General features: G+C 72.3%; 11 protein-coding genes. 8 read left to right on the top strand and 3 right to left on the bottom strand.

Annotated features, from left to right (window positions below; all coding sequences use genetic code 11):
* Nucleotides 1-12: 12 nt before the first annotated feature.
* Nucleotides 13-3564, bottom strand: a complete 3552-nt coding sequence (gene mfd / locus AB0B96_RS14595) for a transcription-repair coupling factor (protein ID WP_362898838.1) — start codon at nt 3562-3564, stop codon at nt 13-15.
* A 542-nt stretch (nt 3565-4106) separates the two neighbouring features.
* Between mfd and AB0B96_RS14590 the strand changes: the two genes are divergently transcribed.
* Both AB0B96_RS14590 and cysC read left to right on the top strand, forming a co-directional pair.
* Nucleotides 4107-4835 (top strand): methyltransferase domain-containing protein, encoded by a 729-nt coding sequence (locus AB0B96_RS14590; RefSeq protein ID WP_350950004.1) that lies wholly within the window; start codon nt 4107-4109, stop codon nt 4833-4835.
* A 122-nt stretch (nt 4836-4957) separates the two neighbouring features.
* Nucleotides 4958-6187 carry an adenylyl-sulfate kinase gene (cysC, locus tag AB0B96_RS14585; protein WP_362898835.1) on the top strand — a complete coding sequence of 410 codons (1230 nt, stop codon included), beginning with the start codon at nt 4958-4960 and terminating at the stop codon, nt 6185-6187.
* Nucleotides 6188-6242: 55 nt separating this feature from the next.
* Here cysC and AB0B96_RS14580 read toward each other — a convergent pair whose 3' ends face one another.
* Entirely contained in the window at nt 6243-7367 is a 1125-nt protein-coding gene (locus AB0B96_RS14580) for a hypothetical protein (protein WP_362898833.1), read from the bottom strand.
* A gap of 321 nt (nt 7368-7688) precedes the next feature.
* Here AB0B96_RS14580 and AB0B96_RS14575 point away from each other — a divergent pair, with 321 nt between their 5' ends.
* From AB0B96_RS14575 to AB0B96_RS14550, 6 genes are all read left to right on the top strand, one after another.
* Nucleotides 7689-9266: a Wzz/FepE/Etk N-terminal domain-containing protein gene (locus AB0B96_RS14575; protein WP_362898830.1), complete on the top strand. Its 1578-nt coding sequence runs from the start codon at nt 7689-7691 to the stop codon at nt 9264-9266.
* Nucleotides 9263-10555 carry a hypothetical protein gene (locus tag AB0B96_RS14570; RefSeq protein ID WP_362898828.1) on the top strand — a complete coding sequence of 431 codons (1293 nt, stop codon included), beginning with the start codon at nt 9263-9265 and terminating at the stop codon, nt 10553-10555. Before AB0B96_RS14575 ends, AB0B96_RS14570 begins: the two co-directional genes overlap by 4 nt.
* A complete protein-coding gene (locus AB0B96_RS14565) occupies nt 10552-11658 on the top strand; it encodes a hypothetical protein (RefSeq protein WP_362898826.1) in 1107 nt (368 codons plus the stop codon). Before AB0B96_RS14570 ends, AB0B96_RS14565 begins: the two co-directional genes overlap by 4 nt.
* A complete protein-coding gene (locus AB0B96_RS14560) occupies nt 11655-12530 on the top strand; it encodes a sulfotransferase (RefSeq protein ID WP_362898824.1) in 876 nt (291 codons plus the stop codon). The genes AB0B96_RS14565 and AB0B96_RS14560 overlap by 4 nt, the downstream gene beginning before the upstream one ends.
* Nucleotides 12518-13810 carry a lipopolysaccharide biosynthesis protein gene (locus AB0B96_RS14555; RefSeq protein ID WP_362898822.1) on the top strand — a complete coding sequence of 431 codons (1293 nt, stop codon included), beginning with the start codon at nt 12518-12520 and terminating at the stop codon, nt 13808-13810. Before AB0B96_RS14560 ends, AB0B96_RS14555 begins: the two co-directional genes overlap by 13 nt.
* A 90-nt stretch (nt 13811-13900) precedes the next feature.
* Complete coding sequence (locus tag AB0B96_RS14550; protein ID WP_362898820.1) at nt 13901-14884, top strand: sulfotransferase; 984 nt, start codon at nt 13901-13903, stop codon at nt 14882-14884.
* 192 nt (nt 14885-15076) lie between these two features.
* Here the strand turns inward: AB0B96_RS14550 and AB0B96_RS14545 are convergent, their stop codons facing one another.
* Nucleotides 15077-16090, bottom strand: coding sequence for a WecB/TagA/CpsF family glycosyltransferase (locus tag AB0B96_RS14545; RefSeq protein WP_362898818.1), 1014 nt, complete (start codon nt 16088-16090; stop codon nt 15077-15079).
* Nucleotides 16091-16112 lie beyond the last annotated feature (22 nt).

The raw sequence follows: 16112 nt of genomic DNA, 5'->3' as shown, positions 1-16112 counted from the left end.
GACAAACGCCGCTTACTCTACCCGCACGGTTTCGAGGAACATCGCCTCGACAAGATCACCGCACCACTTGAGCAGATCCAGGTCGCGCAGCGGCTGGCCGCCGAGGGGCCTGGTCTTGGGCACCGGCACCAGCAACGTACCGGCCGCCTGCTTCAGCAGCGCCTTCGGGTAGAGCCTTTGCAGCCTGACCTGCTGGGAGTCCTTGAGGTCCACCGGCGCGAACCTGATGTTCTGCCCCTGCAGGGTGACGTCGGTGAGCCCGGCGCGGCGGGCGCGGACGCGGAAACGGGCGACCTCCAGCAGGTTCTCCACCGGCTGGGGCGGCCGTCCGTACCGGTCGACGAGCTCGTCGCGCACCGCGCCGATGTCGGAGTCCGAGCCGATCGCGGCGATCCGCTTGTACGCCTCCAGCCGCAGCCGCTCCGAGGTGACGTAGTCGTGCGGGATGTGGGCGTTGATCGGCAGCTCGACCTTGACGTCGGGCCGCTCCTCCTCCTGGTAGGTGCCCGCCAGCTTCGCCTTCTGCTCCTGCACCGCCTCGGCCATCATGCGCACGTACAGATCGAAGCCGACGCCCGCGATGAAGCCCGACTGCTCGGCGCCCAGGATGTTGCCCGCGCCGCGGATCTCCAGGTCCTTCATCGCCACGTACATGCCCGCGCCCATCTCGGTGTGCTGGGAGATCGTGGCGAGGCGTTCGTGGGCGGTCTCGGTGAGCGGCTTCTCCGGCGGGTAGAGGAAGTAGGCGTAGCCGCGCTCGCGACCCCGGCCGACCCGGCCGCGCAGCTGGTGAAGCTGGGACAGGCCGTAGTTGTCGGCCCGGTCGACGATGAGGGTGTTGGCGTTGGGCACGTCCAGGCCCGACTCGACGATCGTGGTGCAGACGAGCACGTCGAAGTCGCGCTCCCAGAAGCCCACCATGATCTTCTCCAGCTGGTGCTCCTGCATCTGGCCGTGCGCGACGGCGACCCTCGCCTCGGGCACGAGCTCGCGCAGCATGGCCGCGACCTTGTTGATGCTGGCCACGCGGTTGTGGACGAAGAAGACCTGGCCGTCGCGCATCAGCTCGCGCCGGATCGCGGCGCCGATCTGCTTCTCGTCGTACGGGCCGACGAAGGTGAGGATCGGGTGCCGCTCCTCGGGCGGGGTGAGAATCGTGGACATCTCCCTGATGCCGGTGAGGCCCATCTCCAGCGTACGGGGGATCGGGGTGGCCGACATGGCCAGCACGTCGACCTGGGTGCGCAGGTGCTTCATCGCCTCCTTGTGCTCGACGCCGAACCGCTGCTCCTCGTCGATGATGATCAGGCCGAGCTGCTTGAACCTGACCTCCGGCGAGAACAACCGGTGCGTGCCGATCACCACGTCGACCGAGCCCTCCCGCAGACCCTCCATGGTCGCGGAGACCTCGCCGTCGCTCTGGAACCGCGACAGCGGCCTGACGTTCAGCGGGAACCCGGAGAACCGCTCGGCGAAGGTCGACATGTGCTGCTGCACCAGCAACGTGGTCGGCACCAGGACCGCCACCTGCTTGCCGTCCTGCACGGCCTTGAACGCCGCCCGCACCGCGATCTCCGTCTTGCCGTAGCCCACGTCGCCGCAGATCAGCCGGTCCATCGGGATCGGGCGCTCCATGTCACGCTTGACCTCGTCGATCGCCTCCAGCTGGTCGCCCGTCTCGGCGTAGGGGAAGGCGTCCTCCATCTCCCGCTGCCAGGGGCTGTCGGGCGCGAAGGCGTGTCCCGGCGAGGCCATCCGGGCGGAGTACAGGCGGATCAGCTCTCCGGCGATCTCCTTGACCGCCTTCTTCGCCTTGGTCTTGGCCTTGGCCCAGTCGGCGCCGCCCATCCGGTTGAGCGTGGGCGACTCGCCGCCGACGTAGCGGGTGACCTCGTCGAGCTGGTCGGTCGGCACGTAGAGCCGGTCGCCCTTGGCGTACTCGATCACCAGGTATTCGCGGGTGGCGCCCTGCACGGTCCGCTGCACCATCTCGATGTAGCGGCCCACGCCGTGCTGCTCGTGCACGACGTGGTCGCCGACCTTGAGCTGGAGCGGGTCGACCATGTTGCGGCGCCGGGAGGGCAGCCGCCGCATGTCCTTGGTCGACGCCTTCTGACCCACCAGGTCCAGGTGGGTCAGCACGGCGAGCGCCGGGGTCACGAACCCGTGCTCGACCAGGCCCGTGGTGACGTGGACGACCTTCCTGTCCGGCACGGCGTCGAGCCCCGGCTCCAGGCGCGCGGGCAGGTCGACGCCCTTGAGCAGCTCGACCATGCGCTCGGCGGGGCCGTGGCCCTCGCTCAGCAGGACGACGACCCGGTCGGAGTCGAGCCAGCCCTTGATGTCGGACAGCGCCCGCTGGGTGTCGCCACGGTAGGACTCGACCTCGTGCGCCCGCAGCGCCGTACCCCCGCCAAGGCCCTCGGCGGCGTCACCGTCGGCGCCGGCGCCGAACGGCGCGAGCGACCACCAGGGCCGACCGAGCCGCCGCGCGTGGTCGCGGACCTCCTCCAGGTCGCGGAAGGCCGCCGCACCCAGGTCGATCGGCGCCTCGCCGCCGGACGCGGCGTTGATCCAGGACGCCTCCAGGAACTCCTGACTCGTCCGCACCAGCTCGTCGGCACGCCCCCGGATTCGCTCCGGGTCGCACACGAAGATCGCCGACTGGCTCGGCAGATGGTCGATGAGCAGGTCCATCTCCCCGGCGAGCACGGGCGCGAACGCCTCCATGCCCTCCACCGGCACGCCCTCGGCCAGCTGCTCCAGCGTCTCCACCAGCGAGGGATGCGCCTCGGCGAGCTCCCTCGCCCGCTGCCTGACGTCGTCGGTCAGCAGCAGCTCACGGCAGGGGGCGGCGAACAGCCCGTCCTCGGCCACCTCCAGCGAGCGCTGGTCGGCGACCTTGAACCAGCGGATCTCCTCGACGGTGTCGCCCCAGAACTCCAGCCGGAGCGGGTGCTCCTCCGTGGGCGGGAAGACGTCGAGCAGGCCGCCCCGCACCGCGACCTCGCCGCGCTTCTCCACCATGTCGACCCGGTGGTAGCCGTTCTCCACGAGACTGTGGACGACGGTGTCGAGGTCGGCGTCGTCCCCTGCGCGCAGCCGCACCGGCCGCAGGTCGCCCAGCCCCCGGACGATCGGCTGGAGCAGCGCCCTGATCGGCGCGACGACCACGTGCAGCGGCCCCGCCGAGTGGTCGCCCTCGACCGGATGGGCGAGCCTGCGCAGCACCGCCAGACGCTGCCCCACGGTGTCGCTGCGCGGCGACAGGCGCTCGTGCGGAAGCGTCTCCCACGCGGGGAAGACCGCGACGGTGCTCTCGTCCAGGAGGCTGGTGAGGGCCGAGGCGAGATCCTCGGCCTCGCGCCCGGTGGCGGTCACCGCCAGGACGGTCCTCGCCTTCCCCTTGGCCCCCTCCCTGGCCAGCGCCGCCACCGCGAAGGGTCGCAACGCGGGCGGCGCGACCAGCGACACGTCGGACGAGTCGCCCCCGCGCACGTCCTGAAGAAGGGAAGCCAGCTCAGGCTCCCCGGCGACAAGGTCCAGAAGTCCGGAAAGACTCATCAGATTCGCCCACAGCCCCACGACGGCAACACGACAACCCCGAGCCGAGAGAACACGGGGGGTACCCGCCCAAGGCTACCGAATCGCAGGCCGGTGCTCCGGCCTTCGGATACGCGGGACCAGCTCGTGAGGCCGCGAGAGACGAACGACCTCCCTCAACAAGGAAAGGAGCCGGACAAGAGCGGCCTCACCGCGACGCGCCAGCGTCGCCAACCAACACGAGCCGGACAAGAACCGTCTCACCGCAATGCCCCAGCGTCTCCAATTGCGGGACTACCCGTGAGGCCGCGCCGGCGACTGGACTGAGGAGAGGAAGGTCGTGAGGAACGAGCGATCTTCCTCGACGAGGGAAGGAGCCGGGCAAGAGCGGCCTCACCGCGACGCGCCAGCGTCGCCAACAACACGAGCCGGACAAGAGCGGCCGAACCGCGACGCGCCAGCGTCGCCAACAACACGCCGAACCGCGACGCGCCAGCGTCGCCAACAAGACGCGCAGCGTCGCCATGTAGCCGAATCGTGCTGACTTGACTACTCTCGGTTACATGGCAGAGGTGAGGTCGGTCGTCGATCAGGACGACCTGTTGAGTCAGCGGATCAAGGAGCAGTGGAGCAGCCAGCTCGGCCGGCGGCTCGACATCCTGATCGCCGGGTGCGGATGGCCTGAGCCGCTCGATCTCGCGCAGACGGAGTCCAGGGTCATCGGGATCGACGAGGACCTGCCCGTGTTGCGTACGAGCACGTCCGCGCGCAAGGACCTGGACTCCTGGGCGCTGGGCGACCTGCGCTCCGTGCCGGTGCCCCCGCGGGCGTTCGACGTCGTCTACGTGCCGTTCCTGCTGGAGCGGATCGAGCACGCCGAGCTGGTGCTCGACCGGCTGCTCACCGGGTTGCGGCCCGGCGGGCTGCTGCTGGTGAGGATGCGCGACCGGGCTTCGGCGTACGGGGCGTGCGACCGGCTCACGCCGACGGGGCTGCGGCGATGGCTGTGGCGCAGGTTCGTCCCCGCCGGGACCGTGGGCCCGCTGCCCGCCGTCTACGAGCAGATCGCCTCGCGCGAGGGAATGCACTCGTTCTGCCTCGTGCGCGGGCTGATGGTGACCGAGGACATCTCCACCGCCAGTGGTCCCGCGCTCCGCGGACCTCTCGGTAAGCTTGCCCGCGCCACCTGCTCGGTGGTGGAGGCCCTCTCCAGGGGGAGCCGGCCCGCGTCTCACGACGAGATAACTTTGGTGATCCGCAAGCCCCAGAGTCACTTCGCCCGGTTGATCTGAGATCCACCGGGCCGGGGCACCTGGGATTTCACCGGGCGGCCGGATCCCAGGCTCGCCGGACGGGGTCGTCCATCGTGAGCGGGCGGAGCAGGAAAGTTCCGACGACCGCGATGGTGGAGCAGATGACGGCGCCTTTCGAGTGGACCCCAGACGCCCGCGAGCTGGCCGACCTTGAGCTGCTGCTCTCCGGCGCCTTCAGGCCGCTGGAGGGCTTCCTGAGCTCGGCCGACGCGCACGCCGTGGACGAGCACGGCGCGCTCGCCGACGGCACCCCGTGGCCCGCGCCGGTCACCCTCACCCTTCCCGACGACCACCCGGCCGCCCCCGGTGACCGGATCACCCTGCGCGACCCCGAGGGCGCGGCGCTCGCCGTGCTCACCGTCACCGAGCGTGCGGACGGCTTCGTCGCCGGGCCTGTCGAGGCGCTGGACGCCCCCGAACACGGGCCGTTCGCCCGGCTCCGCCTCACCCCGGCGCGGGTCCGCGAGCAGCTGAACGGGCAGGAGTCGGTCCTCGCCGTCACCATGCGCGGGCCGCTCGGCGACCTCGGCGAGATCACGGCGACCGCACGGGAGCTGGAGGCGTCGATCCTGCTGCTCCCGCTCGCGTACGGCGAGGGCGGGCCCGCGGTGGTCCGCGCAGCGCTCAAGGCCCGTGAGGGGCTGCCGGAGGGCACGCTCGTCGCGGTGGTGCCGCTCGCGCCCAGGGAGCCGGCCATCGACCTGGAGCTGCGCGAGCGCGTGGCCGAGGCCTACGGCGCGACCGAGCACCTGGCGGGTCCCGAGCCCGTGACGCTTCCCGGTCCCCCGCACCGCCGGGGGCTGGTGGTCTTCTTCACCGGCCTGTCCGGCTCCGGCAAGTCGACCGTCGCCCGAGGGCTGCGTGACGCGCTGCTGGAGCGCGGCAGCCGCACGGTGACCTACCTCGACGGCGACGTGGTCCGCCATCTGCTCTCCGCGGGGCTCACCTTCTCCAAGGAGGATCGCGACCTCAACATCCGCCGCATCGGTTTCGTCGCCGCCGAGGCCGCCAGGCACGGTGGTCTGGCGATCTGCGCGCCCATCGCGCCGTACGCCGCCACCCGCGAGGAGGTACGGGAGATGGTCGAGGCTGTCGGCGCCGACTTCCTGCTCGTCCACGTCTCCACCCCCCTGGAGGAGTGCGAGCGCCGCGACCGCAAGGGCCTCTACGCCAAGGCCCGCGCGGGGATCATCCCCGAGTTCACCGGCGTCTCCGACCCGTACGAGGAGCCGGACGACGCCGACCTGGAAATCGACACCACCGGCATCAGCGTGGACCGGGCGGTGCACCAGGTGCTCGATCCGTTGATCCAGGGCGGCTGGATCCGCTGATCCCGACCCGACGCCCAGGCCCGGAAGCCCTCGCCGGACGCCCCGGTAGCCGCCGTCAGCGGGCGGGGACGACGGCGTCGAGGCGTGGGTCGCGGGCGAGTTCGCCGAAGGCCCTCCGGCCGCCGGGCGTGGTGTCGAAGCGGGTGTCGCCACGGGGGGCGCGCGGCGAGTCGAAGTAGATCAGGGCCTTGATCCGCGGGTATTCGCCGATCTCCCCGCGTACCGAGTCGAAGAACGACTCCTTGAACCCCGGCCGGTCATGACGCTCGAAGACGCCCCACTCGGCGAGCATGACGGGCTTGTCGGGGAAGCGTTCCCCCATCCAGCGGTAGAACCCCGACCAGCGGGGGAACTCGGGGCGGGTCTTGTTCACCAGCCCGTCGAAACTGTGGACCCTGTGGTCGACGTAGGGGTCCATCGCCACCCAGTCGACCACGTCGTCACCGGGGTAGAGCTTCTCGAACCAGGGTTCCGACGCCCAGTTGGGCGCTCCCATGTAGGTCATCACCGTGACCGCGTTGGTCACGCCCCCCTGCCGCAGGCGCTTGACCACGTGGCGGAACATCGCGGCGTAGTCGGCCGCCGTCATTCCCCTGCCGTGGGCCTCCCGTACGTCGTCCTCCGGCTCGTGGTGGACGGTGAGGAAGAACCGCTCGGGGAAGGTTCGTACGATGTGGGCGGCCAGCCGGTCGATCCGCTCGTCCAGCGCCCCACGGGCGATCTGCCCCCAGGTGTGGTCGAGGGACGGCTTCCAGTTGATCAGCAGGAGCCTGCGGCCGGCCGGGTCACGGGCGATGGCGCGTTCCGCGGGGGTCGGGAAGAGCTCGTCGCCCCGGTGGTAGACGTGCATGATGTCGGCCGGCCGGCCCATGCGTCTCTCGGCCCTCTCCAGGGCCCGCTTCTGCGGCCGTCCCGTGAAGATCTCGGGTGCGATGCCCCACCAGGCGCCGCAGGAGGGCACGAGCTTGGCACCGACCTCGCAGGCGGCCCGGGAGCGCCCTTCGCGGGCTCCCGGGGCGCCGACGGCGCCCGCCGCGGCACGGGCCTCCCCCGTGTCGGCGGTACCCGGGGCGTCCGCGGCGTTGGAGGTCCTGCCGCCTCCGCTCAGCCCGGCGATTCCCAGCGCGAGGGTGCCCAGACCCAGCGCCAGCACGAGGCCGGAACCGGCGATTCTTACCACTCGCGGAATTACGTCTATAGGAGCATTTGTCTGATGCACCGTTTCCTCACAGCCGTCGCGCGTACGCATTCGTGGGCCGTCCTCGACCGTCACGGGGGAACACCTTCCCATCGCCCGGACGTGCCTCGTCCCTGACTTTGCCGGTCCGTGCCACAGCTCCCTCGCGGACGATAGGAAATATCGGATAAACCGCTGTTATCTCCCTGTGATTGGCGCGTCCAACGCAAAGAAAATCTTGCGTATCGGTTCGGGGAAACGGAAAGCCGACCTATAGTTCCAAGGGTTCCCAGCGTCTGTTCGCCGGAGAGGCACCAGCGACACATGAGCCCGTCACCGGACGCCCCCGTCCGCCGCGGAGGCGAGGATCTGGCGGACTACGCGTCGTTTCTCCGCCGCCGGTGGCTGATCGTCCTCTCCCTGTTCCTCACCGGAGCCGGTGGCGGCATCGCCCTGATGTGGCTCACCCCGCCCTCCTACACCGCCTCCGGGCAGGTCCTGGTGACCGCTACCGGAGCGCAGGAACAGACCAACCAGGTCACCAGCCGTCAGCGCGAACCGCTCAACCTCGACACCGAGGCCCAGGTGGCCAGGTCCGCGGTGGTCGAGGCGAAGGCGAGGCGGTTGTTCGACGGCCTCTCCTGCCCCGCCGAGGTCTCGGTGCCGCCCAACACCTCGGTCCTGGAGATCTCCTGCAGCGCCGCCGACCCGGCGACCGCGGCCTCGGGAGCGAGCGCCTACGCCCTCGCCTACCTCGCCCAGCGCCGCGAGTCCTCCGCCCAGACGCTCGCGGCCCAGACCAGGGCCGTGCTGGTCAAGCTGAGGCAGACCAACGCGGGTCTCACCAGGGTCGCCACCGAGCTTCCCGGCCTCGGCAGGGGGACCACCGAGCGGACCCTCGCCCTCCAGCGGCAGAACGTCCTCGCCAGGCAGGTTCACAGCCTCACCTCCAAATACGACGCGCTCAAGACCGTCGCCGTCACCCCCGGCTCCGTGATCAGCCAGGCGACGGCGCCGGCCGAACCCACCACCCCCCGCCCTCCTCTCTACCTGGGCAGCGGCCTCATGGCGGGGCTGATCTGCGGGGTCGGCGCCGCCTGGCTCCGCGACCGCCTCGACACCGCCCGGCGGCCCCCCGCAGCCGTCGGCCGCCTCACCGGCCTGGACACCCTCGACGGTGTCCGGGCGCACGGCCCGGCGGGCGCGGTGCTCGTGGTCGCGACACCCGGCACCTCCCCGCGCGAGGTCAAGCACGCCGTACGGGCGCTGAACGATCGCGGGATCCCCGTGGTCGGCACGTTCGTCATCGGCGACGACGTCCCCTCGCTCCCCGCCGGGCGGGGCTCTCACGCGGCACGCGCTCCACAGGGACCGTACGCGTCACAGGGACCGACACCACAGGGGCCGTACGTCCCGCAGGGCGCGTCCGCGCCGCGGGCCGGAGGAGGGTGGAGCCGCGAGGGCGCCCAGCGAAGGGCCGACCGGCCTCTGGCCGGCCTGGCGGGCGGACCCGCCCTGCTCGGAGCGCCGGGCGAGAGCCTGGAGGCACCCGCCAGGTCGGGAGCGCACGGCCCCCCCGGCACACCGGAGGCGCGGCATGCGCCCAGGGCGTACGGGAACGGAGCACACCGGGCGGCGGAAAGACCGGAGGCGCCGAAGGCGTCCGGAGGGCACAGGAACGGCACACGCGGGGCGGCCGAAAGACCGGAGGCGTCCGGAGGGCACGGGAACGGCGCACGCGGGGCGGCCGAGAGGGCGGAGTCGTGGCCCGCGCCCGAGGCGAACAGGGACGGGGCGCGCGGACCCGCCGACGGGCCGGAGGTGCCGCTCGCGCTCGGGGCCAACGGGAACGTTCCAACCACCGGGCAGGCGGCCGATGGCCGGAGGGGGCGCAGGCTGTGAGGTGTCCGCGTCCGGCCGTCTGGCCGATCGCCGCCCTCCTGGTGGGCTATCCCATCTGGTGGGCGCTCGGTTTCGGAGGCCTGTCGGTGATCGTGGTGGCCCCGGCGATGGCGCTGGTCCTGTGGCGGAGGCGGCCGATCAGGGCGCCGCGCGGTTTCGGGCTCTGGCTGCTGCTCCTCGCGGGTTACCTGATCAGCGCGCTCATGCTCGGCGAGATGCCTCCGGGCACCTACGGCGAGTTCGGCGCCGGGCGGCTCCTCGGCTATCTGATGCGCCTGTTCCTGTACGTCTCGCTGCTGGTCATGGTGCTCTATCTGGGCAACCTGACGGAGGAGGAGCTGCCGCAGCTCACCCTCGTGCGGATGCTCGGCGCGCTGTTCCTCACGACCGTCGCGGGCGGCCTGCTGGGCGTGTTCGCCCCGCGCGTGGAGTTCACCTCACCGGTCGAGACGGTCCTCCCCGACTGGATCAGCGGCAACCCCTTCGTCCACAACCTGATCCACCCCACCGCCGCCCAGATGCAGAAAGTCCTCGGCCACGCCTCGCCGCGCCCCGAGGCGCCGTTCGAGTGGGCCAACGCCTGGGGTGGCAACCTCTCGGTGCTGCTCGTCTGGTTCGTGGTCGGCTGGTGGGTGTACGGCGGGCCGCGCAGACGCCTCGCCGTCGTCCCGCTCGTCGCGCTCGCCGCGATCCCCGTCGTCTACTCGCTCAACCGAGGGCTGTGGATCGGGCTCGGCGTCGCCGCCGCGTACGTCCTGCTGCGGCTGGGCACGCGGGCCCGCGTCGCGACCTGCGCGGCCCTGACCGCGGGGGCCCTGGTGTTCGCCCTCAGCCCCCTGCAGGCGATGGTGGCCCAGCGGCTCGACAACCCGCACAGCAACGGCATCCGCGCCTTCACCGTCTCGGCGACCCTCGCCGCCGCGAGCACCGCGCCGCTCATCGGGTACGGCAACACCCGCAACGCCACGGGCAACCACCGGACGATCACCACCGGCAAGAGCGGCTGGTGCCCCACCTGCGGCCATCCGCCTCTGGGCGGGGACGGCCAGCTCTGGCACCTGATGATCACGCAGGGTTTCACCGGTGCCGCGCTCTACGTGGCGTTCTTCGCCGGGGCCGTCCGCCGCCACTGGCGTGACCGGAGCCCGATCGGCGTCGCGGGGGTCCTCGTGATGATCCTCACCCTCCTCTACATGTTCGTCTACGACGGGCTGGTCACACCGCTCAGCCTGTACCTCGTCTCGTTCGCACTGCTCTGGAGAAACTCGATGGCGAGCACGGCCTCATGAACGACGCCCGCGCCCGTCTGCGCTACCTGGACCAGACCCTCGACCTGCTGTTCCCCGGCCCCGGCGACCCGAGCCCCTACACCCTGCTCCCCCACCGGCTGCTCCCCCGCAGGCTGGTCCCCCGCGCCTGGTGGCACCCCGGCGGGAGGGTCACGGTGTCCTCGGGCCGGGACGGCATCGAGAGCCACCTGAGCGAGGTGTTCGGCACCGCCGTCCGTGTCACGCTGCGGGTGCGCCCGGCCCGCCGGGCCAACCGCAAGCCGATCCTGGAGGCGCGCGCCGCCGACGGGCCGATCGCCTTCGTGAAGATCGGCGACACCGACCTGACCCGGGAGCTCGTCTCCCACGAGGCGCGGACCCTCGGCCTGCTCGCCGGCGTACCGCTCAAGACCGTCGTCCCGCCCGCCGTGCTGCACCACGGAACCTGGCGTGGCCTGTCCGTGCTGGCGCTCACCCCGCTTCCCGTACGGCGGGGGCGGATACCGGGTGACGTCCTCGTCGACGCGATCGACGAGATCGCCCGCATCCCCGGGGGCGACGTCCCGGATCGCGCCCCCGCCGCTTCGGACCCGGCTTCGGGAGACCCCCCTCCCGGGAAAACCGCCCGCGCGGGCCGGCCCTCCCTCGGCACCCCCGTCGCGGGAGACCCGCCTCCCGGAAAACCCGCCCGTGCCGGCCACGCCCTCCTCGGCGTCCCCGCCGGAGGAAGCCCGGCTCCTGAAAGCGGAGGGCTCGAAGAGCGGTCGTTCTCCTGGCACGGTGACCTGACGCCGTGGAACATCTCGCGCGGCCCCGACGGACGGTTGCTGGTCTGGGACTGGGAGCGGTTCGGCACCGGGGTCCCGCTGGGCTTCGACGCCGTCCACCACTTCTTCCAGCGGGCCCTGCGCCGCGCCGATCCGGCCACCGCGGCGAGGGCCTGCGTGGCGCGGTCCCTGCGGATCCTGGCCCCCTTCGGGCTCTCGGCAGCCGAGTCCCGGCTCACCGCGCTCCGCTACCTGATCGCCCTCGCCGACCGCCACGCCGCCGACGGCCACGCGCCCCTCGGACCACCGGAGCTCTGGCTCACCCCCCTCGCCGACTCCCAGGAGACCCTGCTGTGAAGGCTGTAAAGGCTGTGAGACCCGCGCTGAAGCGTTCGGTCCACACGGCCTCGTGGGCGATAGGGCGCCTCACCTCCCGCAGCCGGGTGCTGCCCTCCTTCCTCATCGTCGGGGCACAGCGCTGCGGCACCACCTCGCTGTACCGCGTCCTGTCCCAGCACCCGCTCATCCTGAAGCCCGTCCTGCGCAAGGGCGTCCACTACTTCGACACGGCGTACGACCGGGACCTGTCCTGGTACCGGGCGCACTTCCCGCTGCGGGTGTCGGCCTCCCGGCCGGCCCGCAGGTACGGCTTCCCCGCCCAGGCCTTCGAGTCGTCGCCCTACTACCTGTTCCACCCGCTGGCCGGTCCCAGGATCGCCCGCGACCTGCCGGGCGCCAAGCTGATCGTGCTGGTCCGCGACCCCGTCGAGCGGGCCTTCTCCGCGCACGCCCACGAGCTGGCGAGGGGCTTCGAGACGGAGCGCTCCTTCGCCAGGGCCGTGCGGCTGGAGGAGGAGCGGCTCGCCGGGGCGGAGGAGCGGCTGCGCGCCTCGCCGTACTCGACGAACCTCGCCCACCGCCACCACGCCTATCTCGCCAGGGGCCGCTACGCCGAGCAACTCGCCCGGCTGGAGCCGCTGGTCGGCCGCGACCGGCTGCTCGTCATCGACAGCGGCCGGTTCTTCGCCGAACCCGATCTCGCCTACGACCGCGTGCTGGCGTTCCTCGGGTTGCCGCACCTCGGTGAGCCGGTGTTCGAACGGCACAACGGCCGGGCCAGGCCGGGTCCCATGCCCCGCAAGCTCCGCCGCGAGCTGAGGGCCCACTTCGAGGAGCAGGACACCCTGCTGACCTCGTGGCTGGGCGCGGAGCCTTCGTGGCGCCGCTGATCCCCACCCGCCTGGCGGGCCGCCTGACCGGGGCCGCGCGGGGCGGGGTGGCGGGGCTCGCGGGAGCGGGGACGGGGGCCGCCTCGCAGTTCCTCACGGTCGTGCTGGTCACCAGGGGGGTGGAGCAGGAGGCGGCCGGTCTCTTCTTCTCGGCGACCGCGCTGTGCCTCACGGTCGCCACGGTCCTGCGACTGGACGCGGGGAACGGGCTGGTCCACTTCATCGCCAGGTCCCGGTCCCTCGACCACCGCCACACCTCCGGCTACGTCCGCGCGGCGCTCGTCCCGGTCGCGGCGCTCTCGCTGGCGGCCGGCGCGACGGTCGTCCTCACCGTCTCCGACCCGGCGCTGCGGGTGCTCGCGGTCGCCCTGCCCGCGGTGACGTGCTCGGGCGTCGTGGTGAGCGCGACCCGCGGGTTCGGCTCGATGCGGCCGACCGTGCTGCTGGACGGGGTGCTGCAGCCGGTGTCCCAGTCGCTCCTGGTCGGGGCGGTGGTGCTCGCGGGCCACGACTCCGTGCCCCTGCTCGCCGCGGCCTGGGCGCTGCCGTACCTGCCGGTCCTGGTGCTCGCCTCGATCTGGCTGCGGCGGCGGCTGCCCGGGACGCCCCTGCCGCCGGGCGCCGCGCACGAGCTGTGGGGTCACACCTGGCCACGGTCGCTGGCTGCCGGGATCCAGGCGGTGTTCCAGCGGCTGGACGTCGTGATCGTGGCGCTGCTCGCCGGCCCGGCCGAGGCCGCCGTCTACACCGCCGCCACCCGTTTCAAGATCGTGGGTCAGCTGGCCGGTCAGGGGCTCGCGCAGGCCATGCAGCCGAGGCTGGTCCGGGCCCTCTCCGAGGGCGACCTGCCGCGCGCCGGGGAGCTGTACCGGTCGGCCACCCGCTGGCTGGTCCTGCTCACCTGGCCGGTCTGGCTGGGGTACGCCGCGTTCGCGCCGTGGTTGCTCGGCGCCGTCTTCGGTGACGGTTACACCGGCGGTGCGCCGGTGGCGTTCGTGCTGGCCGCGACGATGCTGCTCGCCACGGCGTGCGGTATGGCCGACGTGGTGCTGACCTCCGCCGGGCACACCGGCTCCAGCCTGGCCAACCTGGTCGCCGCCGTCGCGACGGTGGTGGCGCTGGACCTGCTGCTCATCCCGTCGCTGGGCTCGCTCGGTGCCGCCCTCGGCTGGGCGGGGGGCACGGTGGTCAAGAACCTGCTGCCGCTCTGGCACATCCACCGCCGGTACGGGCTGCGGCCCTTCGGCGCCCGCAGCCCGGCCGCCCGGCGGGCGGCATGACCTCCCTTCCTTCCCCGCCCCCTACGGCCCTGAACGCGAGGTGGATGCCATGACCGCGCGGCCCGGGTGTTCCGGAAGCCTGGACACGTGATGGGCACCGTGACGCCCGTACTGGTCACCGGGCTGCCCAGGACCGGGACGAGCTGGACGGGCAGGATGCTCGCGGCGAGCGGGGAGCTGGTCTACGTCAACGAGCCGCTCAACCCCGAGCACCCGCCGGGCCACTCCCCCGGTGTCCTCGACGCCGTGGTCGGCCACCGGTTCCAGTACATCTGCCCGGACAACGAGCGGGCCTGGCTGCCCGCCTTCACCCGCACGGTCGCGCTGCGCTACGGGTTCCTCGCCGAACTGCGCCGCAACCGGTCACCGTACGACCTGGCGAGGATGGTCCGGTACGGCACCGCGTTCACGTTGGGGCGGCTGGGCGGGCGCCGGGCGCTGCTGGACGACCCGTTCGCGCTGTTCTCCGCCGGGTGGTTCGCCGACCGGCTCGGCTGCCGTGTGATCGTTCTGCTGCGCGATCCGGTGGCGTTCGTCGGCAGCTGGCAGCGGCTCGGCTGGACGGTCTACTTTCACGAGTTGCTCGAACAACCGCTGCTGATGCGCGACCAGCCCCACCTGGAGGCGTTGCGCCCGCTGGTCGGCTCCCAGGACCGTGTCGCCAAAGCCGTGGCCCTGTGGCGGGCGGCCGGGACCACCGCCGCCGACCTGGCGGAACGGCACCCAGGGATCATGCTCGCCCGCTACGAGGACCTGGCCCGCGAGCCCCTGGCGGGCTTTCGCCGCCTGTACGAGTGGGCGGGCCTGACCTGGACGGCCCGCGCCGAGGCGCGTATCCGCCGCGCGTGCACGGACGCGTCAGGCACCAGGGCGTCAAGCACGGAGGCGTTAAGCATGGGCACGGGCATGGGCACGGGCACATCGGAGAGAGGCTTTGGCGGCTTCGCCTGGAGCGGCCTGTCCCGCACGGCCTACCGGCCGATGGACTCGCGCCGCGCCCTCGCCGAGGCCGACGCTCGGCTGAGCCCGCAGGAGGCCCTCCGGGTCAGGAGACTCGCCTCGGCGGAACGTTGAGGTCCGCACGGGAAACACCGTGGAGTCGTGAGGCTCCGGCGCTCCGGAACTTCACGACTCCCATGCCTTCACGGTGCGTGACCTCACAGGGTCACGACCTCACAGGGTCACGACCTCAAGAGAACACAGCCCCACGGCCCATAGCCCCGCGGCACCACGCCCCACGCCCCACGGCTTCGAGGCGACACGGCTTCAGGAGAAGAGGCCGCGTACGAGGGAGACCGTGAGGAGCCGAAGCGCGTACGGCAGGTCGTCGACCAGATAGCGGCGGGCGAGCCTGCCCGGCTCCCGCGTCAGCCGGAAGACCCACTCCAGGCCGCCGCGGCGCATCCACGCCGGTGCCCGCCGCACGGTGCCCGCGGCGAAGGCGATCGCCGAGCCGCAGCCGACGAACCAGGTGCCCGGCAGGTCACGGCGGAGTGAGGCGATGAGGCGCTCCTGTCTGGGAAAGCCGAGCCCGACGAAGACCAGCCGAGGCGCGGCGGCGATCACGTCGTCGCGCACCCGGGCGTAGCTCTTCGGATCGTTCTCGAATCCGTAGGGCGGGGCGCCGACCCCGGCGATCACCAGCTCCGGATGGCGGCCCACCAGCTCGCGGGCCGCCTGCGCGGCCGTGCCCCGGGGACCGCCCAGGAGATACACGGGATGGCGGTAGAAGGCGGCGGCCTCCGACAGGGACCAGATCAGGTCGGCGCCGGTGACCCGGCCGGGGAGAGGGGTGCCGAGCAGCCTCGCCGCCCACACCAACGGCATGCCGTCCGCCACCGCGAGATCGGCGCGCTCGACGAGTCGGCGGGCCCGGGGATCGCGGGCGACGGTCCGGCTGATGTCGACGTTCGGGGTGACGAGGTGGCCGCCCTCTCCGCGTTTCAGAGCCGCAACCACGTGCTCGACGACCTCGCCCTCGGTCATCGGGTCGATCGCGACCCCCGCCACCCGCACGCGCCTGCGCAGACGCCTGCGGGTGGCCTTGTCGGGTCGGGGCCTCCTGCGGGAGACGGCCGGGGGAGCCTCCCGCCCGGTGACCGGCGTCCCGGCCTGCCCTGCGACGGCGGGCAGGCCGGGCGCCGAGTCGTGACCGGTGGTCGCGGACCGGCGGTCGGTGCGGGGCGGGGAGGGAGGCACCGTCGGGCGCTCGACGGCCTTCACCGTCAGGAACGGGGCGAACGGTGGGTCGTGGCGCTCGGCGGCGGCCTGGCTCGTCACGGGCGGAACGATCAAGGCGCCG

The organism is Streptosporangium sp. NPDC049046 (genome assembly GCF_040649155.1).
Taxonomy (GTDB): domain Bacteria; phylum Actinomycetota; class Actinomycetes; order Streptosporangiales; family Streptosporangiaceae; genus Streptosporangium.
This window is presented reverse-complemented; position numbering and strand designations above follow the sequence as displayed.